Source organism: Enterobacter sp. A103, from assembly GCF_034427535.1.
GTDB classification, from domain to species: Bacteria; Pseudomonadota; Gammaproteobacteria; order Enterobacterales; family Enterobacteriaceae; genus Enterobacter; species Enterobacter asburiae_B.
The window spans coordinates 335,249-354,447 of record NZ_JAXQPQ010000004.1; the positions used below are offsets into that span (position 1 = coordinate 335,249).

Here is a 19,199-nt window from a genome sequence, read left to right on the forward strand (position 1 = left end):
AGTAGCAGAGAGGGGCGGAGTTTACGCCGTCAGCTAAAAAATAAACAGTGGGTGCGGTCAATGATGCCACGAAAAATCAAAATGGCATTTCAACTTCCGTCCCACCCGGCTGACCTTAGCTGAAACTTTCTTGCTGAACTTCAGCAAAATTCAGCTGAACGAAGAAGAAATGTGCTGTATCTCTAAATTCTGATATCGCAAATACGAGTTTACTTGCAAGACATTGCAGAAAGCGCAAGACTTTTTGAAACGTTTCAGCGCTATCTTGTTTTAACAAACGGAGCAGGCTAGCGCATTTTTTCTCATTAAAGCTGAAACGATTCAAGTTCAGCAGGAGTGGAGAACCATGTTCCAGTTATCTGTTCAGGATATCCACCCGGGCGCTCAGGCCGGGGATAAAGAAGAGGCTATTCGCCAGGTTGCCGCTGCGCTTGTGCAGGCGGGTAACGTCGCGGACGGCTATGTAAACGGCATGCTGGCCCGCGAGCAGCAGACCTCAACCTTCCTCGGCAATGGCATTGCCATTCCGCACGGCACAACCGACACCCGCGATCAGGTGCTGAAAACCGGCGTTCAGGTTTATCAGTTCCCGCAGGGCGTGCTCTGGGGCGACGGTCAGGTGGCGTATGTGGCTATCGGTATCGCGGCCAGCAGCGACGAACACTTAGGTCTGCTGCGTCAGCTGACGCATGTCCTGAGCGATGACGATGTGGCTGAACAGCTGAAGTCCGCGACCACAGCTGAAGAGCTGCGCGCCTTGCTGATGGGCGAAAAACAGAGCGAAGCGCTGAAGCTGGATAACGAAACGCTGACGCTGGACGTGGTTGCCTCCGATCTGGTAACGCTGCAGGCGCTGAACGCGGGTCGTCTGAAAGAAGCCGGCGCGGCGGATGCCACGTTTGTGACGCGCGTGATTAACGATAAGCCGTTGAATCTGGGTCAGGGTATCTGGCTGAATGACAGTGCTGAAGGCAACCTGCGCAGCGCTATCGCCGTGAGCCGCGCGGCCAATGCGTTTGACGTAGAAGGCGAGCGCGCGGCCATGCTGGTGACCGTGGCAATGAACGATGAGCAGCCGGTTTCCGTGCTGAAGCGTCTTGGCGATCTGCTGCTGAACAACAAAGCTGAAAAACTGCTGAACGCTGATGCCTCCACCGTGCTGGCACTGCTGACCAGTGATGATGCGCCGATCGAAGACGTGCAGACCGCGGAGTTCGTGGTACGCAACGAGCACGGCCTGCATGCCCGTCCGGGCACCATGCTGGTGAATACCATTAAACAATTCGAGAGTGAGATCACCGTGGCGAATCTTGATGGCACGGGCAAACCGGCCAACGGCCGTAGTCTGATGAAAGTGGTCGCGCTGGGCGTGAAGAAAGGCCACCGTCTGCGTTTCACTGCGCAGGGTGCTGATGCTGAACAGGCGCTGAAAGCGATTGGCGACGCCATCGCGGCAGGTCTTGGGGAGGGCGCATAATGAGCAGACGTGTTGCGACTATTACGCTGAACCCGGCTTATGACCTGGTAGGATTTTGCCCGGAAATTGAGCGCGGCGAAGTCAACCTCGTGCGTACCACCGGCCTGCATGCAGCGGGCAAAGGGATTAACGTCGCGAAAGTGCTCAAGGATCTCGGTATCGACGTCACCGTGGGTGGATTCCTCGGTAAAGATAACCAGGATGGTTTCCAGCAGCTGTTCAGCGAGCTGGGCATTGCCAACCGTTTTCAGGTTGTTCAGGGCCGCACCCGCATCAACGTCAAGCTGACGGAGAAAGACGGTGAAGTGACCGATCTGAACTTTTCTGGCTTCGAAGTGACGCCGTCTGACTGGGAGCGTTTTGTTAACGACTCTCTGACCTGGCTTGGTCAGTTTGACATGGTCTGCGTCAGCGGCAGCCTGCCGTCCGGCGTGAGCCCGGAAGCGTTTACCGACTGGATGACGCGTCTGCGCAGCCAGTGCCCGTGCATTATTTTTGACAGCAGCCGCGACGCGCTGGTTGCCGGTCTGAAAGCTTCGCCGTGGCTGGTGAAGCCGAATCGCCGCGAGCTGGAGATCTGGGCGGGTCGTAAGCTGCCGGAATTAAAAGATGTGATTGACGCTGCCCATGCGCTGCGCGAGCAGGGTATCGCTCACGTGGTTATCTCGCTTGGTGCAGAAGGAGCGTTGTGGGTTAACGCTTCTGGCGAATGGATCGCCAAACCGCCGTCGGTTGACGTTGTCAGCACCGTTGGCGCAGGGGATTCGATGGTTGGCGGCCTGATTTATGGTCTGCTGATGCGTGAATCCAGTGAACATACTTTACGTCTTGCCACTGCCGTTGCTGCCCTGGCCGTAAGCCAGAGCAATGTCGGTATTACCGATCGTACCCAGTTAGCCGCGATGATGGCGCGCGTTGACTTAAAACCTTTTAACTAACAGCAGGAGAGGAATAATGAAAACGCTGCTGATCATTGACTCCGGTCTCGGACAGGCTCGCGCCTATATGGCGAAGACCTTGCTGGGAGCGGCGGCGAACAAAGCACATCTCGAGATCATTGATAACCCGGGCGATGCCGAACTGGTCATTGTCCTGGGCGACAACATCCCGGCTGACAGTGCGCTGAACGGCAAAAAAGTGTGGCTGGGCGATATTAATCGCGCGGTGGCACATCCGGAACTGTTCCTGAGCGAAGCGAAAGGGCACGCGTCTGTCTATAGCGCGCCTGTCGCGACGGCACCGGCTGCGGCCACGGGGCCGAAACGCGTTGTTGCGGTGACGGCCTGCCCGACGGGCGTGGCTCACACCTTTATGGCGGCTGAAGCCATTGAAACCGAAGCGAAAAAACGCGGCTGGTGGGTAAAAGTTGAAACGCGCGGCTCCGTCGGTGCCGGCAACGCGATCACCCCAGAAGAAGTGGCTGAGGCCGACCTGGTGATCGTGGCGGCGGATATCGAAGTGGACCTGGCGAAATTTGCCGGTAAGCCAATGTACCGCACGTCTACCGGCCTGGCGCTGAAAAAGACCGCGCAGGAGTTTGATAAAGCGCTGGTGGAAGCGAAGCCGTATCAGGCAACCGGCGCGCGTCAAACCGCGACGGAAGGTAAGAAAGAGTCTGCAGGCGCCTATCGCCATCTGTTGACCGGTGTGTCTTACATGCTGCCGATGGTAGTTGCGGGTGGTCTATGTATCGCCCTCTCGTTCGCATTTGGTATTACCGCGTTTAAAGAGCAAGGCACGCTGGCCGCTGCGTTAATGCAGATTGGCGGCGGTTCCGCGTTCGCACTGATGGTTCCCGTTCTGGCAGGCTTTATTGCCTTCTCCATCGCTGACCGTCCAGGCCTGACGCCGGGGCTTATCGGCGGTATGCTGGCCGTGAGCACCGGTTCTGGCTTTATCGGCGGTATCATCGCGGGCTTCCTGGCCGGTTACGTCGCGAAGCTCATCAGCTCGAAGCTCAAGCTGCCGCAGAGTATGGAAGCGCTGAAACCGATTCTGATCATCCCGCTGATTTCCAGCCTGGTGGTCGGCCTGGCGATGATTTACCTGATTGGTAAGCCGGTTGCGGGCATCCTGGCGGGTCTGACCCACTGGCTGCAAACCATGGGCACCGCGAACGCGGTTCTGCTGGGCGCAATTCTCGGCGGCATGATGTGTACCGACATGGGTGGTCCGGTGAACAAAGCTGCGTACGCCTTTGGTGTTGGCCTGCTGAGTACCCAGACCTACGCGCCAATGGCAGCGATCATGGCGGCAGGTATGGTGCCTCCTCTGGCGCTCGGCCTGGCGACGATCATTGCCCGTCGTAAGTTCGATAAAGCACAGCAGGAAGGCGGCAAAGCGGCGCTGGTTCTGGGTCTGTGTTTCATCACCGAAGGTGCGATTCCGTTCGCGGCTCGTGACCCAATGCGCGTACTGCCGTGCTGTATCGCGGGTGGCGCGGTAACGGGTGCAATCTCCATGGCGATTGGCGCGAAGCTGATGGCACCACACGGCGGTCTGTTCGTGCTGCTGATCCCTGGCGCCATCACCCCGGTCCTGGGCTATCTGCTGGCCATCGTTGCCGGTACGCTGGTGGCGGGTCTGTCATACGCAGTGCTGAAACGTCCTGAAGCGGAAGTTGTGGCGAAAGCAGCGTAAGCGATAAACCACAAAAAAGCCGGGTTGCATTATGCACCCGGCTTTTTTTATGCCGCCTGTTCAGCGGTTTGCTGTGCCTTCAGCCAGGCAATCTCTTCTGCCCAGATGTCCGGATTAATGGTTTCCAGCACCATCGGAATACCGTCGAAGCGGGCGTCCTGCATAATGAAGCGGAACGCATCTTGACCAATATTGCCTTCACCCAGGCTGTGGTGGCGGTCAACGCGGCTGCCGAACGCACTTTTCGCATCGTTCAGGTGCATGCCCCGCAGGTACTTAAAGCCCACAATGCGCTCGAACTCATCAAACGTGTTTTTCGTTGCCTCGGTGGTGCGCAGGTCATATCCGGCGGCAAACGCGTGGCAGGTATCAATGCACACGCCAACGCGGGATTTATCCTCCACGCCGTCGATGATCGCCGCCAGATGTTCAAACCTAAAGCCGAGGTTGCTGCCCTGACCGGCGGTATTCTCTATTACCGCGGTGACGCCTTTGGTCTTGTCCAGCGTGATGTTGATGGATTCGGCAATGCGCGCCAGGCAGGCATCTTCATCGATTTGCATCAGATGGCTTCCCGGATGGAAGTTCAGCAGCGTCAGCCCAAGCTGTTCGCAGCGCTGAACTTCATCAAGGAACGCCTCGCGGGATTTTTCCAGCGCCTCTTCAACCGGGTGACCGAGGTTGATCAGGTAGCTGTCGTGGGGAAGGATCTGGCCTGGCCCGTAGTGATACTTTTCACAGGCGGCTTTGAAATCATCAATCACGTCAGCGGTGAGCGGCGCGGCGCGCCACTGGCGCTGGTTTTTGGTGAACAGGGCGAAAGCGGTCGCCTCGATTTCGGCGGCGCGAATGGCGGCATTCGCAAGGCCACCTGCAGCGCTGACGTGCGCTCCAACATATTTCATAAAAAAACTCCTGCTAACCCGAAACGCTTATGATAGCGGGTTAGCAGGAGAAGGACGAAATGGTTTATGCCATCAGGCTATGGACCGCGAGGTTAATCGCACCGCCCCCGACAATCAGCCAGATGAAGAGCACCAGCGCCATCAGCAGCGGTTTGGCACCGGCTTTTTTCAGCGCGCTGACGTGTGTGGTGACCCCCAGCGCCGCCATGGCCATCGCCAGCAGCACGGTATCCAGCGTCACCAGCATATCCACCACCGCTTTCGGCAGCAGGTGGAAGGAGTTAAAGATAGCGACCACGATGAACAGGATCGCAAACCACGGAATGGTGATTTTGCTTTTCTCGCTGCCGCCTGCCGGAGCCAGCTGCTTAACCCGAGCCGCGAGGAAAATCAGGAACGGTGCCAGCATCATCACGCGCAGCATTTTGGCAATTACCGCCGCGTTTTCAGCTTCCGGGTTAATGGCATGTCCTGCCGCCACCACCTGGGCCACTTCGTGCATGGTCGAGCCGATATAGATGCCGTAGGTTTCCGGGCTAAACCAGTGGGCAACCAGCGGATACATCGCCGGGTAGAGGAAGATCGCCAGCGTACCGAAGATCACCACCGTCGCCACCGCCACGGTCACCTTGCTGGCTTCGGCTTTAACGACGGGCTCTGTTGCCAGCACCGCCGCGGCCCCACAGATACTGCTCCCGGCACCGATCAGCCAGCTGGTTTGCTTATCCAGGCCAAAGACTTTCTGGCCGATAAAGCAGGCCAGCAAAAAGGTGCTGGCCAGGGTCAGGACGTCGATAGCGATTCCGCTCACGCCCACGTCCGCAATCTGCGAAAAGGTGAGACGGAAGCCGTAAAGGATGATCCCGAGACGCAGCAGGTGCTGTTTGGCGAAGATCACGCCGCCGTCGCAGGATTTCCAGATATGCGGGTAAACGGTATTTCCCACGACCATGCCCAGCAAAATGGCCAGCGTCAACGCGCTGAAACCTGCGCCCGCGATAGCCGGGATGCTGCCGCCCCATAGCGCTACGGCGGTCACTGCTGCGCTAAGCGCAAGGCCCGGCACGAAGTGCCACACTGTACGATGATGTTGTAGGGTGATTTCTGACATAACCTTCTCCTTTGTCTGGCTAAAGGTTACGGCGCTCTGGCTTAAAAATAAAATTGATTATATACTTATAATTAATCTATATAAGTGGTAAGCAACCATGCACATTACATTGCGTCAGCTGGAAGTGTTTGCCGAGGTGCTGAAAAGCGGCTCGACGACCCAGGCGTCACAAATGCTGGCGCTCTCGCAGTCTGCGGTCAGCGCGGCGTTGACCGATCTTGAAGGACAGCTGGGCGTTCAGCTTTTCGACCGGGTAGGGAAGCGTCTGGTGGTCAACGAGCACGGCCGTCTTCTTTATCCACGCGCGCTGGCGCTGCTGGAGCAGGCTATCGAAATCGAGCAGCTGTTCCGCGAAGACAACGGCGCGATCCGCGTCTACGCCAGCAGCACCATTGGGAACTACATTCTGCCGGAAGTGATTGCCCGCTACCGCCGGGATTTCCCGACCCTGCCGCTGGAGATGAGCGTGGGTAACAGCCAGGACGTTATCAACGCGGTGATTGATTTCCGCGTGGATATCGGCCTCATCGAAGGACCCTGCCATAACGTCGATATCATTGCCGAGCCCTGGCTGGAGGATGAGCTGGTGGTGTTTGCGTCCCCGGCCTCGTCGTTATTGCAGGGCGAGGTGACGCTGGAGCGCCTGGCGCAGGCGCAGTGGATCCTGCGCGAGCAGGGCTCCGGCACGCGTGAAATTGTCGATTATCTGCTGCTTTCCCATCTGCCGCATTTCCAGTTAGGGATGGAGCTTGGGAACTCTGAGGCTATCAAGCACGCGGTGCGTCATGGCCTGGGGATCAGCTGTCTTTCCCGGCGCGTCATTGCCGAACAGCTTGAGACGGGGTCGCTGGTTGAAATCCCGGTTCCGTTGCCGAAACTGGTGCGCACGCTATGGTGCATCCATCATCGTCAGAAACACCTTTCCAGCTCTCTGCAGCGTTTTCTGCGCTACTGCGCCATTTAACGTTCCCCGGTGGCGCTTCGCTTACCGGGGCTACGCGCGCCTGTCACCCTACATTTTTATGCTTTACTTATAATCCTGGCCGAGTCATGAAGCTCTCTTATAACTGAGTATTTCTGCCGGAAGGAACGCGGATCGTCTGCTACAATCGCGCCTCATTTATTGAATGGACAGCATTTTCATATGGTTTCAGAAATTAAAACCACAGAAGCGCCCACGCTACGTCGTGAACTCAAGGCGCGTCACCTGACGATGATCGCCATTGGCGGCTCAATCGGTACAGGTCTTTTCGTTGCCTCTGGCGCAACGATTTCGGCAGCCGGCCCGGGTGGGGCACTCTTCTCTTATATCCTGATTGGTCTGATGGTGTACTTCCTGATGACCAGTCTCGGCGAACTGGCCGCGTACATGCCGGTATCCGGTTCGTTCTCGACCTACGGTCAAAAATACGTTGAAGAAGGCTTCGGCTTCGCGCTGGGCTGGAACTACTGGTACAACTGGGCGGTCACTATCGCCGTTGATCTTGTCGCCGCACAGCTGGTGATGAACTGGTGGTTCCCGGATACGCCGGGCTGGATCTGGAGCGCCCTGTTCCTCGCCGTCATCTTCCTGCTGAACTACATCTCCGTGCGCGGTTTCGGCGAAGCGGAATACTGGTTCTCTTTGATCAAAGTGGCAACCGTCATCATCTTTATCGTCGTCGGTGTGGCGATGATCGTTGGTATTTTCAAAGGCGCAGAACCTGCGGGCTGGAGTAACTGGGCGATAGGCGATGCGCCGTTTGCCGGTGGCCTTTCGGCGATGATTGGCGTGGCGATGATTGTCGGCTTCTCCTTCCAGGGGACCGAGCTGATTGGTATCGCCGCCGGTGAGTCAGAGAACCCGGAGAAAAATATTCCGCGTGCGGTCCGTCAGGTATTCTGGCGTATCCTGCTGTTCTATGTGTTCGCGATCCTGATTATCAGCCTGATCATCCCGTACACCGATCCAAGCCTGCTGCGTAATGACGTAAAAGACATTAGCGTCAGCCCGTTCACGCTGGTCTTCCAGCACGCCGGTCTGCTTTCAGCCGCGGCGGTGATGAACGCCGTTATCCTGACCGCAGTGCTTTCAGCCGGTAACTCCGGGATGTACGCGTCCACCCGTATGCTCTACACGCTGGCATGCGACGGTAAGGCGCCGCGTATCTTCGCGAAGCTGTCCCGTGGCGGTGTACCGCGTAACGCGCTTTACGCCACAACGGTGATTGCCGGTCTGTGCTTCCTGACCTCCATGTTTGGCAACCAGACGGTGTACCTGTGGCTGCTTAACACGTCCGGGATGACGGGCTTTATTGCCTGGCTGGGGATTGCTATTAGCCACTACCGTTTCCGCCGCGGTTTCGTCAAGCAGGGTCACGATATTAACTCGCTGCCGTATCGCTCCGGCTTCTTCCCACTGGGTCCTATTTTCGCCTTCATTCTGTGCCTGATCATTACGCTGGGACAGAACTATGAAGCGTTCCTGGCGGACACCATTGACTGGGGCGCCGTGACGGCGACCTACATTGGTATTCCGCTGTTCCTCGTCATCTGGTTTGGCTACAAGCTGACGAAAGGAACAAAATTCGTTCGCTACAGTGAAATGGAATTCCCGGAACGATTTAAACAATAACCGCACTTCCTCTCTTTTAACCCGCTCAATCGAGCGGGTTTTTTTATTCCCGCATTCTGATACAAAGATATATTTCTTAACAATTTAATTGATAATAATTATCGTTTGCTTTATCGTTATCGAAAATAAGCGTGTCACCGACCCACCGCAGATGTGGGCGGCAAGGAAGACGCTGTGAGCAATGATGATTTGATTTAGTTGTATTTACCTCATGGAGATATGGAATGTTTAGGTTGAATCCCTTCGTCAGGGGAGGACTTTGTGCGTCCGCAATGTCCCTGGCCCTGCCTGTTATCGCAGCGGAATCCGGCGACACAATGGTTGTAACGGCCTCCGCGACCGAGCAAAACCTGAAAGACGCCCCGGCAAGCATCAGCGTGATTACCCAGGAAGATTTGCAGCGCAAACCCGTTCAGAATCTGAAAGATGTGTTACGGGAGGTGCCGGGCGTTCAGCTCACGAGCGAAGGGGACAACCGTAAAGGGGTAAGTATTCGTGGACTGGACAGCAGTTACACGCTGATCCTGATCGACGGCAAGCGCGTTAACTCGCGTAACGCGGTTTTCCGCCATAATGATTTCGACCTCAACTGGGTTCCGGTTGACGCCATCGAACGAATCGAAGTGGTGCGCGGACCGATGTCTTCTCTGTACGGTTCCGATGCGCTGGGCGGCGTGGTGAACATTATCACCAAAAAAATCGGCCAGAAGTGGACGGGCACCCTGAGCGCCGATTCCACAATTCAGGAGCACCGCGACCGTGGAGACACCTACAACGGTCAGTTCTATACCAGCGGTCCGCTGGTGGACGGCCTGCTGGGGCTGAAAGCCTACGGTAGCCTCGCGAAGCGTGAGAAAGACGGTCAGCAGAAGTCCTCCACCACGGCGAGCGGTGAAACGCCGCGCATTGAGGGCTTCACCAGCCGCGATGCGAATGTGGAGTTCGCCTGGACACCGTCTGAAAACCACGACTTTACGGCGGGCTACGGCTTCGACCGTCAGGATCGCGACTCGGATTCCCTCGACAAAAACCGCCTTGAACGTCAGAACTACTCTCTCAGCCACAACGGCCGTTGGGGCGTCGGCAACAGCGAGCTGAAGGTTTACGGCGAAAAGGTGGATAACAAAAACCCGGGTAACAGCAATCCGATCACCTCCGAGAGCAACGCGGTGGACGGAAAATACGTGCTGCCGCTGGGTGAAATCAACCAGCTGCTGACCTTCGGTGGGGAATGGCGTCACGATAAGCTGAAAGATCCGGTCAACCTGACGGGCGGTTCCAGCAGCAGTACCTCGACAAGCCAGTATGCCCTGTTCCTTGAAGATGAGTGGCGTCTCTTTGAACCTCTGGCGCTGACCACCGGCATCCGTATGGATGACCATGATACCTACGGTGACCACTGGAGCCCGCGAGCCTATCTGGTTTACAACGCGACCGATACCGTAACGGTGAAAGGGGGCTGGGCTACCGCGTTTAAAGCGCCGTCACTGCTCCAGCTGAGCCCGGACTGGGTCACCGGCTCGTGCCGCGGTGCCTGTGAGATTGTCGGTAACCCGGATCTGAAACCGGAAACCAGCGAGAGCTTCGAATTCGGTCTGTACTACAGCGGGGAAGAGGGCTGGTTAGAGGGCGTGCAGGCCAGCGTTACCACCTTCCAGAATAATGTGGATGATCGCATCAGCATCAGCCGTACGGCCAATGCGAAACAGGCGCAGGGCTACCCTAACTACGTTGGCCTGAATGCGGACGGTGAGCCGATTTTCCGCTACTACAACGTTAACAAGGCGCGCATCCGCGGGGTGGAGACCGAGCTGAAACTCCCGCTGGCGGACGACTGGAAACTGACCCTGAACTACACCTACAACGATGGTCGCGATATCAGCAACGGCGGCAACAAGCCGCTGTCCGATCTGCCGTTCCACACCGCCAACGGTACCGTTGACTGGAAGGCGACGCAGGACTGGTCGTTCTACGTTCAGGGCAACTACACCGGTGAGAAACGCGCGCTGACCAGCAGTGCAGCAACGCCGGGTGGCTATGTCATCTGGAATACCGGCGCCGCCTGGCAGGCGACGAAAAGCGTGAAGCTACGCGCGGGCGTGCAGAACCTGCTGGATAAAGATCTGAGCCGTGACGATTACAGCTATACGGAAGACGGCCGTCGCTACTTTGTCGGTGTGGATTACAAGTTCTGATGCGGCCAGGGTAAAAGCAAAACGGCAACGTAAGTTGCCGTTTTTAGTATTTGTTCCCTCTCCCTGTGGGAGAGGGCCAGGGTGAGGGCATCAGAGCGCACACACTCGCATTTACCCAAACAAATGCTCCGCGTGGAAGCGGAGATGATCCTCAATAAAGGACGCGATGAAGTAATAGCTGTGGTCATATCCCGGCTGGATGCGCAGCGTCAGCGGCCAGTCCTTCTGGCGTGCCGCTTCTGCGAGCACCGCAGGCTGTAGCTGCCCGGCGAGGAACTGATCCGCATCGCCCTGATCGACAAGCACCGGGATCGCATTTGCCGAGCTGCTGGCCAGCATCAGCGCACAGCTGTCCCATTCCTGCCATTTTGCTTCATCTTCACCCAGATAGTTCGTGAAGGCTTTCTGCCCCCACGGCACCTGCATTGGGTTCACAATTGGCGCAAATGCCGACACGCTGACGTATTTTCCCGGATTTTTTAACGCCATGATCAGCGCCCCGTGACCGCCCATAGAGTGTCCGCTGATGGCGCAGCGGTCGCTTACCGCAAACCCGGACTGAATCAGCGCGGGCAGCTCGTCGCGAATGTAGTCATACATGCGGTAGTGGCCTGCCCACGGCTGCTCGGTCGCATTGAGATAAAACCCGGCGCCTTTACCCAGGTCGTATCCTGCATCGTCGGCTACATCATCACCACGCGGGCTGGTATCAGGCATCACCAGCGCAATACCCAACTCGGCGGCAAGTCGCTGCGCGCCCGCTTTGGTGGTGAAGTTTTCGTCGTTGCAGGTCAGGCCTGAAAGCCAGAACAGAACCGGCGGATTTTCCGTCGGCGGCAGGAAAATGCTGAACGTCATCGCACAGTTCAGGACGGTGGAGTCATGCCGCCAGCGCTGCTGTCGACCTTCAAAACAACGGTGCTCTTCGAGCAGTTCCATGCAGGGCTCCTTAATGAGAATGCGTATTCATAAAAACCATAATACAGCCTTTTCATTGACCTGTGAGTAACTTTCACTTTCGCCAGACGGCGAGATGCTGCATCATAAATTTACTTTTCTTTAACAATTGGAGCGGTCATGGCGCTGCGTATTGCGCTCAGTGGATTTGTCGTTCTGGTGGTGGCGATGGGGATAGGGCGCTTTGCCTTTACGCCTCAGGTGCCGCTCATGATTGCTGCCGGGCAGCTTACGCTGACCAGCGCGGGTCTGGTGGCGGCGATGAATTATCTGGGCTATCTGGTGGGCGCATGGGATGCCATGCGCGCGCACCGCTTTGTGGAAACGCGCCTCTGGCTTGGCATCACCGGCGCGGTTGCGCTGACGCTGCTCTCCGCGGCGGCGGATAACGCCGTCGTGCACGGCCTGCTGCGCTTCGTGATTGGCTGCATGAGCGGCTGGTCGATGGTACTCATTGCCGCCTGGACCAACGAACGGCTGGGGCAGCTGGGTAAACCGGGCCTGAGCGCCGCCGTGTTTGCCGGGCCAGGGGCGGGCATTGCCCTGAGCGGGCTGCTCGCCGTCTATATCCAGGCGAAATCCCTTTCGGCCGGGGCGGCATGGCAAATCTACGGCGTGCTGGCGCTGGTGCTGATTGCGCTGGTGGCGCGCTACCTTCCGCGATCCGGGCAGCTCCATCGCCCCGGCACCGCGCCGGAGCCGCTGGTGCTGACGGCGGATTTAAAGCGCCTGGTCTGGAGCTACAGCCTGGCCGGGTTTGGCTATATCCTCCCGGCGACATTCCTGTCGCAAATGGCTGCGGTGCGTTTTCCCGGCAGCCTGTTCGCCCAGTTTGTCTGGCCGATTTTTGGTATCGCCGCCGTGGTGGGCATTGCGCTCAGTATTCTTTTACGCCACACCTCAACGGCTAACCGCAGGCTGGCTATCGTGCTGTGGTTACAGGGGGCTGGCGTGCTGGCGGCCTGGCTGCTGCCGGGGATTGGCGGTTTGCTGACGGGCGGGCTGCTGGTGGGCGGCGGTTTTTTGTGTGCCGTCCAGCTCTCTCTTTTATACGGCCGCGAGCTGGCGCCAAACCATACGCGCTATATGGCAGGCTTGCTCACCACCGGGTATGCGATTGGTCAATTGATTGGCCCGATGACCTCGGCGTTATCAACCTGGCTTACCCACAGGCTGGAGCCCGCGCTGGGGCTTGCGGGCGTTGCGCTGTTCGTCGGCGGAGCGCTGGTCTGGAATCGTCACGCTGAAAGGCAACAGCAATTGCAATAATTATCGTCGTGAATACTGGATTATGTGCGCCGCCTCACGCACAATGAGCGCATACTTTTGCCACAACGAGGGCAAAAGACGCCACACCTGCAGGAGAACAAAATGTCATCACTCAGTAAAGAAGCTGCCCTGGTCCACGAAGCCCTGGTTGCGCGCGGTCTTGAAACGCCACTGCGTCCGCCCGTACAGGATTTGGACAATGAAACCCGCAAGCGTCTGATTGCCGGTCATATGACCGAGATCATGGAGCTGCTGAATCTCGATCTGAGTGACGACAGTCTGATGGAGACGCCGCACCGCATCGCGAAAATGTACGTCGACGAAATTTTCTCCGGGCTGGATTACGCCAACTTCCCGAAAATCACCGTCATTGAAAACAAGATGAAAGTGGACGAGATGGTGACGGTACGCGATATCACGCTGACCAGCACCTGCGAACACCACTTCGTGACCATCGACGGTAAAGCGACCGTGGCGTATATCCCAAAAGATACGGTGATTGGCCTGTCGAAGATCAACCGCATCGTGCAGTTCTTTGCCCAGCGTCCGCAGGTGCAGGAGCGTCTGACGCAGCAGATCCTGACCGCGCTGCAAACGCTGCTGGGCACGAATAACGTGGCCGTCTCTATCGACGCGGTTCACTACTGCGTGAAGGCGCGCGGCGTGCGTGATGCAACCAGCGCGACCACTACAACCTCGCTGGGCGGCCTGTTTAAATCGAGCCAGAATACCCGTCAGGAGTTCCTGCGCGCGGTACGTCACCACAACTAAGTCTTACAGGGCAGGAACCATGGAGCGAAACGTCACGCTCGATTTTGTTCGCGGCGTCGCCATTCTCGGTATCCTGCTGCTTAATATCAGCGCCTTCGGCCTGCCGAAGGCGGCTTACCTCAATCCTGCCTGGTATGGCGACATCACGCGCAGTGATGCCTGGACTTGGGCTGTCCTCGATCTCTTCGCACAGGTTAAATTCCTCACGCTGTTTGCCCTGCTGTTTGGTGCAGGTCTGCAACTCCTCCTCAAACGCGGTACGCGCTGGATCCAGTCGCGCCTGACGCTGCTGGTTCTCCTCGGCTTTATCCACGGCCTGTTCTTCTGGGACGGCGATATTCTTCTCGCGTATGGGTTAGTCGGGCTCATCTGCTGGCGTCTGATTCGCGATGCGCACAGCGTAAAAAGCCTGTTTAACACCGGCGTGATGCTCTATGTCATGGGGCTTGGGGTCCTGCTGCTGCTGGGGATGATCTCCGGCGAGGCGACGAACCGTTCCTGGATCCCGGATGCCGCTAACCTGCAGTACGAACAGTACTGGAAGCTGAAGGGCGGTACGGAAGCGATAAGCAACCGCGCGGATATGCTGGGGGATAACCTCCTTGCGCTGGGCGCGCAATACGGCTGGCAGCTGGCGGGCATGATGCTGATGGGCGCGTCACTGATGCGCACCGGCTGGCTGAAAGGGGAGTTCAGCCTGCGTCACTATCGGCGAACGGGTGTCGGGCTGGTGCTGATCGGCGTGCTGATTAACCTCCCGGCGGTAATCACGCAGTGGCATATCCACTGGGATTACCGCTGGTGCGCGTTCCTGCTCCAGGTGCCGCGCGAACTGAGCGCGCCGTTCCAGACCATCGGCTACGCGGCGCTGATCTATGGCTACTGGCCAACGCTTTCCCGCCTGTGGATCGTCAGCGCTATCGCCTGCGTGGGCCGCATGGCGCTGAGCAATTACCTCCTGCAAACGCTGATATGCACCACGCTTTTCTATCGCTTTGGCCTGTTTATGAAATTCGACCGCCTCACGCTGCTGGCGTTTGTTATTCCGGTCTGGGTGATTAACCTGGCGTTTTCTGTTCTCTGGCTACGCTATTTCCGCCAGGGACCGCTGGAGTGGGTGTGGCGTCAGTTAACCGCACATGCTTCAGGGGTATCATTGAGGAACACATCCAGATAACGATCTGGATCACAATCATTAACAAAACGGATGTAAGCGTTTTCATGAGTGTGAGCTTCTTCACGTAGTCCCCTTTCTCTCGCTGCCAAAATAGCCACCTTGCTAAACACAGGGGGTGTCTGTGAGTTGCTGCAATCCTTTGAAGGATGGTGAATATGATCACCATTCGTGACGTCGCCCGTCAGGCGGGCGTTTCTGTGGCTACCGTCTCACGCGTGCTGAACAATAGCGCGCTGGTCAGCCCTGAAACCCGTGAAACCGTAATGAAAGCCGTGACCCAGCTCGGGTACCGGCCAAATGCCAATGCCCAGGCGCTTGCGACGCAGGTCAGCGACACCATCGGCGTGGTGGTGATGGATGTATCGGATGCCTTTTTCGGCGCGCTGGTCAAAGCGGTCGACGTGGTCGCCCAGCAGCATCAGAAATATGTCCTGATCGGCAATAGCTATCATGAGGCGGAAAAGGAACGCCATGCCATCGAAGTGCTGATCCGCCAGCGCTGTAACGCCTTGATTGTCCATTCAAAAGCCTTGAGCGATGAAGAGCTAACCGGCTTTATGGATCAGATCCCGGGCATGGTGTTGATCAACCGCATCGTCCCCGGCTATGCCCATCGCTGCGTCGGGCTGGATAACGTCAGCGGCGCCATGATGGCGACGAAAATGCTCATCAACAACGGGCATCAGCGGATCGGTTATCTGGCCTCCAGCCATCATATTGAAGATGACGACCTGCGGCGCGAGGGGTGGCAAAACGCCCTTAAAGAGCACGGCATTACGCCGTCAGAAAGCTGGACAGGCACAGGTACACCGGACATGCAGGGCGGTGAGGCGGCGATGGTGGAGCTGCTGGGCCGCAACCTGCAGCTTACTGCGGTGTTTGCCTATAACGACAGCATGGCGGCAGGCGCCCTGACGGCGCTGAAAGATAACGGCATTGCGGTGCCACAGCATTTATCACTCATTGGTTTTGATGATATCCCGATTGCCCGTTACACCGACCCGCAGCTGACAACGGTGCGTTACCCCATTGCCTCTATGGCGAAACTGGCGACTGAGCTGGCGTTACAGGGGGCGGCAGGGCTGCTGGATCCGGGCGCAACGCACTGTTTCATGCCGACTTTAGTGCGTCGGCACTCCGTCGCGGCCCGGCAAATTGTGGTTCCGATCACTAACTGATTACTTGAGGTGATGTAACCGTTTTCAATCTGTGAGTAAATTCACAGTATCTTAACAAGGCGCTGACTATGATGTCAGCGTTTTAGGGGCTGAAACGCTATGTAACGGTGATTATTCACTTTCACTATAGCCAATGTGCCGCAAACAACGAATAAAACGCATTTCTGGAGCGTTACCGAACACGGAAGATAGAAATTTTATAAGTGAACTTCGGCTGTCAGTAACGTTTTATTAACACCTGCCCGCCGATCGTTATTCACAAGAACTACCCTGCATAAAAAAAACCGGAGATACCATGAATAAGAAGGTGTTGACCCTGTCTGCCGTAATGGCAAGCATGCTTTTTGGTGCAGCAGCGCACGCTGCGGATACCCGTATTGGTGTGACCATCTATAAATACGACGACAACTTCATGTCTGTTGTACGTAAAGCGATTGAGAAAGATGCGAAAGCAGCGCCAGACGTTCAGCTGCTGATGAACGACTCCCAGAACGACCAGTCCAAACAGAACGACCAGATCGACGTTCTGCTGGCGAAAGGCGTGAAAGCCCTGGCCATCAACCTGGTTGACCCGGCTGCAGCAGGCACGGTTATTGAAAAAGCGCGCGGCCAGAACGTGCCAATCGTCTTCTTCAACAAAGAACCTTCCCGTAAAGCGCTGGATAGCTACGACAAAGCGTATTACGTCGGTACTGACTCCAAAGAGTCCGGTATTATTCAGGGCGATCTGATCGCGAAACACTGGGCGGCGAACCCGAACTGGGACCTGAACAAAGACGGTCAGATTCAGTTCGTGCTGCTGAAAGGCGAACCCGGCCACCCGGATGCTGAAGCCCGTACCACCTACGTTATCAAAGAGCTGAACGACAAGGGTCTGAAAACCCAGCAGCTGGCGTTAGATACCGCGATGTGGGATACCGCTCAGGCGAAAGATAAGATGGACGCGTGGCTGTCCGGCCCTAACGCGAACAAAATCGAAGTGGTTATCGCCAACAACGATGCGATGGCAATGGGTGCGGTAGAAGCGCTGAAAGCGCACAACAAATCCTCCATTCCTGTGTTCGGCGTAGATGCACTGCCAGAAGCGCTGGCGCTGGTTAAATCCGGTGCGATGGCCGGTACCGTTCTGAACGATGCCAACAACCAGGCGAAAGCGACCTTCGATCTGGCGAAAAACCTGGCCGATGGCAAAGGCGCTGCAGATGGCACCAGCTGGAAAATTGAAAACAAAATCGTTCGCGTACCTTACGTGGGCGTAGACCAGTCCAACCTGGCTGAGTTTATCGGTAAATAAGTTAGCGGTACTGTCTCCACTGGGCGCAATTCGTTGCGCCCTTTTATAACGCGATATGCGAGGCCAACAAGGTATAATTATGGTCAGCACAAATACTCAGTCATCCGGTGAATACCTGTTGGAAATGAGCGGTATCAACAAGTCATTTCCCGGCGTTAAGGCACTCGATAATGTTAATTTAAAAGTTCGTCCTCACTCTATTCATGCCCTGATGGGGGAGAATGGTGCGGGTAAATCAACATTATTAAAATGTCTTTTTGGGATCTATCAAAAAGATTCTGGCAGCATTCTTTTTCAGGGGAAAGAGATCGATTTCCATTCAGCGAAAGAAGCACTGGAAAACGGTATCTCGATGGTTCACCAGGAATTAAACCTGGTGCTGCAGCGTTCAGTCATGGATAACATGTGGTTGGGGCGTTATCCAACCAAGGGTGTCTTTGTCGATCAGGACAAAATGTATCGCGACACCAAAGCGATTTTTGATGAGCTGGATATTGATATCGACCCGCGCGCCCGCGTGGGAACATTATCCGTCTCCCAGATGCAGATGATCGAAATCGCCAAAGCGTTCTCCTATGATGCGAAAATCGTCATCATGGACGAACCGACATCGTCATTAACGGAAAAAGAGGTTAATCACCTTTTTACCATTATTCGTAAGCTAAAAGATCGCGGCTGCGGCATTGTGTATATCTCCCACAAAATGGAAGAGATCTTCCAGCTGTGCGATGAGATTACCATTCTGCGCGACGGTCAGTGGATTGCCACGCAGCCGCTGGAAGGGCTGGACATGGACAAGATCATCGCCATGATGGTCGGCCGTTCCCTTAACCAGCGCTTCCCGGACAAAGAAAACAAGCCGGGCGAAGTGATCCTGGAAGTGCGCAATCTGACCTCGTTGCGTCAGCCGTCTATTCGCGACGTCTCCTTCGACCTGCATAAGGGCGAAATCCTGGGGATTGCCGGTCTGGTCGGGGCAAAACGTACCGATATCGTGGAAACCCTGTTCGGTATCCGTGAGAAAGCCGAAGGCACTATTACGCTGCACGGTAAGAAAATTAACAACCACAACGCCAACGAAGCCATTAATAATGGTTTTGCGCTGGTGACGGAAGAGCGTCGTTCGACCGGTATTTATGCCTATCTGGATATTAACTTTAACTCGTTAATTTCTAACATTCGCAATTACAAAAACAAAGTCGGACTGCTGGATAACTCCCGCATGAAGAGCGATACCCAATGGGTTATTGACTCCATGCGCGTGAAAACGCCAGGACACCGCACCCAAATTGGTTCGCTGTCAGGCGGTAACCAGCAGAAAGTCATTATCGGACGTTGGTTATTAACCCAGCCAGAAATTCTGATGCTGGATGAACCGACCCGCGGTATTGACGTCGGCGCGAAGTTTGAAATTTATCAGCTGATTGCCGAGCTGGCGAAAAAGAATAAAGGGATCATTATTATTTCTTCCGAAATGCCGGAATTGTTAGGGATCACGGATCGTATTCTGGTTATGAGCAATGGTCTCGTTGCCGGTATTGTTGACACCAAAACGACAACGCAAAACGAAATTTTGCGTCTTGCGTCTTTGCACCTTTAAGATCAGGGGCT

Annotated in this window: 15 protein-coding genes; 12 read left to right on the forward strand and 3 right to left on the reverse strand. The window is 56.2% G+C overall.

Features of this window, described 5'->3' with window-relative positions; genetic code table 11:
- Positions 1 to 346 precede the first annotated feature (346 nt).
- Genes fruB through fruA form a run of 3 tightly spaced genes read left to right on the forward strand, consistent with a single transcriptional unit; the run spans position 347 to position 4,117 of the window.
- The gene (gene fruB / locus SPH27_RS14195) at positions 347 to 1,477 is read left to right on the forward strand and encodes a fused PTS fructose transporter subunit IIA/HPr protein (RefSeq protein ID WP_182071298.1); all 1,131 of its coding nucleotides are present in this window, start codon (positions 347 to 349) and stop codon (positions 1,475 to 1,477) included.
- Positions 1,477 to 2,415 carry a 1-phosphofructokinase gene (gene fruK / locus SPH27_RS14200; RefSeq protein ID WP_014170919.1) on the forward strand — a complete coding sequence of 313 codons (939 nt, stop codon included), beginning with the start codon at positions 1,477 to 1,479 and terminating at the stop codon, positions 2,413 to 2,415. The genes fruB and fruK overlap by 1 nt, the downstream gene beginning before the upstream one ends.
- Positions 2,416 to 2,431: 16 nt before the next feature.
- Positions 2,432 to 4,117: a PTS fructose transporter subunit IIBC gene (gene fruA, locus SPH27_RS14205; protein ID WP_087823036.1), complete on the forward strand. Its 1,686-nt coding sequence runs from the start codon at positions 2,432 to 2,434 to the stop codon at positions 4,115 to 4,117.
- Between the two features lie 47 nt (positions 4,118 to 4,164).
- On the opposite strand, the gene nfo is transcribed toward fruA, so the two are convergent.
- Both nfo and SPH27_RS14215 read right to left on the reverse strand, forming a co-directional pair.
- Positions 4,165 to 5,022, reverse strand: coding sequence for a deoxyribonuclease IV (gene nfo / locus SPH27_RS14210; protein WP_182071297.1), 858 nt, complete (start codon positions 5,020 to 5,022; stop codon positions 4,165 to 4,167).
- A 64-nt stretch (positions 5,023 to 5,086) separates the two neighbouring features.
- Positions 5,087 to 6,133: a YeiH family protein gene (locus SPH27_RS14215; protein WP_048979999.1), complete on the reverse strand. Its 1,047-nt coding sequence runs from the start codon at positions 6,131 to 6,133 to the stop codon at positions 5,087 to 5,089.
- Between the two features lie 97 nt (positions 6,134 to 6,230).
- Here SPH27_RS14215 and yieE point away from each other — a divergent pair, with 97 nt between their 5' ends.
- The 3 genes from yieE to cirA all read left to right on the forward strand — a co-directional run bounded on the left by yieE (position 6,231) and on the right by cirA (position 10,942).
- A complete protein-coding gene (gene yieE, locus SPH27_RS14220; protein WP_023312476.1) occupies positions 6,231 to 7,097 on the forward strand; it encodes a DNA-binding transcriptional regulator YeiE in 867 nt (288 codons plus the stop codon).
- 180 nt (positions 7,098 to 7,277) lie between these two features.
- Complete coding sequence (locus tag SPH27_RS14225; RefSeq protein WP_023336352.1) at positions 7,278 to 8,747, forward strand: amino acid permease; 1,470 nt, start codon at positions 7,278 to 7,280, stop codon at positions 8,745 to 8,747.
- Positions 8,748 to 8,971: 224 nt separating this feature from the next.
- Positions 8,972 to 10,942, forward strand: a complete 1,971-nt coding sequence (gene cirA, locus SPH27_RS14230) for a catecholate siderophore receptor CirA (RefSeq protein ID WP_048979998.1) — start codon at positions 8,972 to 8,974, stop codon at positions 10,940 to 10,942.
- Between the two features lie 111 nt (positions 10,943 to 11,053).
- Here cirA and fghA read toward each other — a convergent pair whose 3' ends face one another.
- Positions 11,054 to 11,881 carry an S-formylglutathione hydrolase gene (gene fghA / locus SPH27_RS14235; RefSeq protein ID WP_182071296.1) on the reverse strand — a complete coding sequence of 276 codons (828 nt, stop codon included), beginning with the start codon at positions 11,879 to 11,881 and terminating at the stop codon, positions 11,054 to 11,056.
- 138 nt (positions 11,882 to 12,019) lie between these two features.
- Between fghA and SPH27_RS14240 the strand changes: the two genes are divergently transcribed.
- The 6 genes from SPH27_RS14240 (at position 12,020) to mglA (ending at position 19,188) form a co-directional block, all read left to right on the forward strand.
- A complete protein-coding gene (locus SPH27_RS14240; RefSeq protein ID WP_039263162.1) occupies positions 12,020 to 13,168 on the forward strand; it encodes a YbfB/YjiJ family MFS transporter in 1,149 nt (382 codons plus the stop codon).
- Positions 13,169 to 13,270: 102 nt separating this feature from the next.
- Positions 13,271 to 13,939: a GTP cyclohydrolase I FolE gene (folE, locus tag SPH27_RS14245; protein WP_023312471.1), complete on the forward strand. Its 669-nt coding sequence runs from the start codon at positions 13,271 to 13,273 to the stop codon at positions 13,937 to 13,939.
- A gap of 19 nt (positions 13,940 to 13,958) precedes the next feature.
- Positions 13,959 to 15,116: a DUF418 domain-containing protein YeiB gene (yeiB, locus tag SPH27_RS14250; RefSeq protein ID WP_064672840.1), complete on the forward strand. Its 1,158-nt coding sequence runs from the start codon at positions 13,959 to 13,961 to the stop codon at positions 15,114 to 15,116.
- 155 nt (positions 15,117 to 15,271) lie between these two features.
- A complete protein-coding gene (gene galS / locus SPH27_RS14255; RefSeq protein WP_029740403.1) occupies positions 15,272 to 16,294 on the forward strand; it encodes an HTH-type transcriptional regulator GalS in 1,023 nt (340 codons plus the stop codon).
- A 295-nt stretch (positions 16,295 to 16,589) separates the two neighbouring features.
- The gene (mglB, locus tag SPH27_RS14260) at positions 16,590 to 17,588 is read left to right on the forward strand and encodes a galactose/glucose ABC transporter substrate-binding protein MglB (RefSeq protein WP_023312468.1); all 999 of its coding nucleotides are present in this window, start codon (positions 16,590 to 16,592) and stop codon (positions 17,586 to 17,588) included.
- A gap of 79 nt (positions 17,589 to 17,667) precedes the next feature.
- Positions 17,668 to 19,188, forward strand: coding sequence for a galactose/methyl galactoside ABC transporter ATP-binding protein MglA (mglA, locus tag SPH27_RS14265; protein WP_023312467.1), 1,521 nt, complete (start codon positions 17,668 to 17,670; stop codon positions 19,186 to 19,188).
- Positions 19,189 to 19,199 lie beyond the last annotated feature (11 nt).

Bases quoted from the DNA above. Each gene is read 5' to 3' on its own strand.
- galS (WP_029740403.1), top strand. From the start codon at position 15,272: ATGATCACCATTCGTGACGTCGCCCGTCAGGCGGGCGTTTCTGTGGCT.
- mglA (WP_023312467.1), top strand. From the start codon at position 17,668: ATGGTCAGCACAAATACTCAGTCATCCGGTGAATACCTGTTGGAAATG.
- nfo (WP_182071297.1), bottom strand. From the start codon at position 5,022: ATGAAATATGTTGGAGCGCACGTCAGCGCTGCAGGTGGCCTTGCGAAT.
- yeiB (WP_064672840.1), top strand. From the start codon at position 13,959: ATGGAGCGAAACGTCACGCTCGATTTTGTTCGCGGCGTCGCCATTCTC.
- fruB (WP_182071298.1), top strand. From the start codon at position 347: ATGTTCCAGTTATCTGTTCAGGATATCCACCCGGGCGCTCAGGCCGGG.
- fruK (WP_014170919.1), top strand. From the start codon at position 1,477: ATGAGCAGACGTGTTGCGACTATTACGCTGAACCCGGCTTATGACCTG.
- fghA (WP_182071296.1), bottom strand. From the start codon at position 11,881: ATGGAACTGCTCGAAGAGCACCGTTGTTTTGAAGGTCGACAGCAGCGC.
- fruA (WP_087823036.1), top strand. From the start codon at position 2,432: ATGAAAACGCTGCTGATCATTGACTCCGGTCTCGGACAGGCTCGCGCC.
- folE (WP_023312471.1), top strand. From the start codon at position 13,271: ATGTCATCACTCAGTAAAGAAGCTGCCCTGGTCCACGAAGCCCTGGTT.
- mglB (WP_023312468.1), top strand. From the start codon at position 16,590: ATGAATAAGAAGGTGTTGACCCTGTCTGCCGTAATGGCAAGCATGCTT.
- yieE (WP_023312476.1), top strand. From the start codon at position 6,231: ATGCACATTACATTGCGTCAGCTGGAAGTGTTTGCCGAGGTGCTGAAA.
- SPH27_RS14240 (WP_039263162.1), top strand. From the start codon at position 12,020: ATGGCGCTGCGTATTGCGCTCAGTGGATTTGTCGTTCTGGTGGTGGCG.
- SPH27_RS14225 (WP_023336352.1), top strand. From the start codon at position 7,278: ATGGTTTCAGAAATTAAAACCACAGAAGCGCCCACGCTACGTCGTGAA.
- SPH27_RS14215 (WP_048979999.1), bottom strand. From the start codon at position 6,133: ATGTCAGAAATCACCCTACAACATCATCGTACAGTGTGGCACTTCGTG.
- cirA (WP_048979998.1), top strand. From the start codon at position 8,972: ATGTTTAGGTTGAATCCCTTCGTCAGGGGAGGACTTTGTGCGTCCGCA.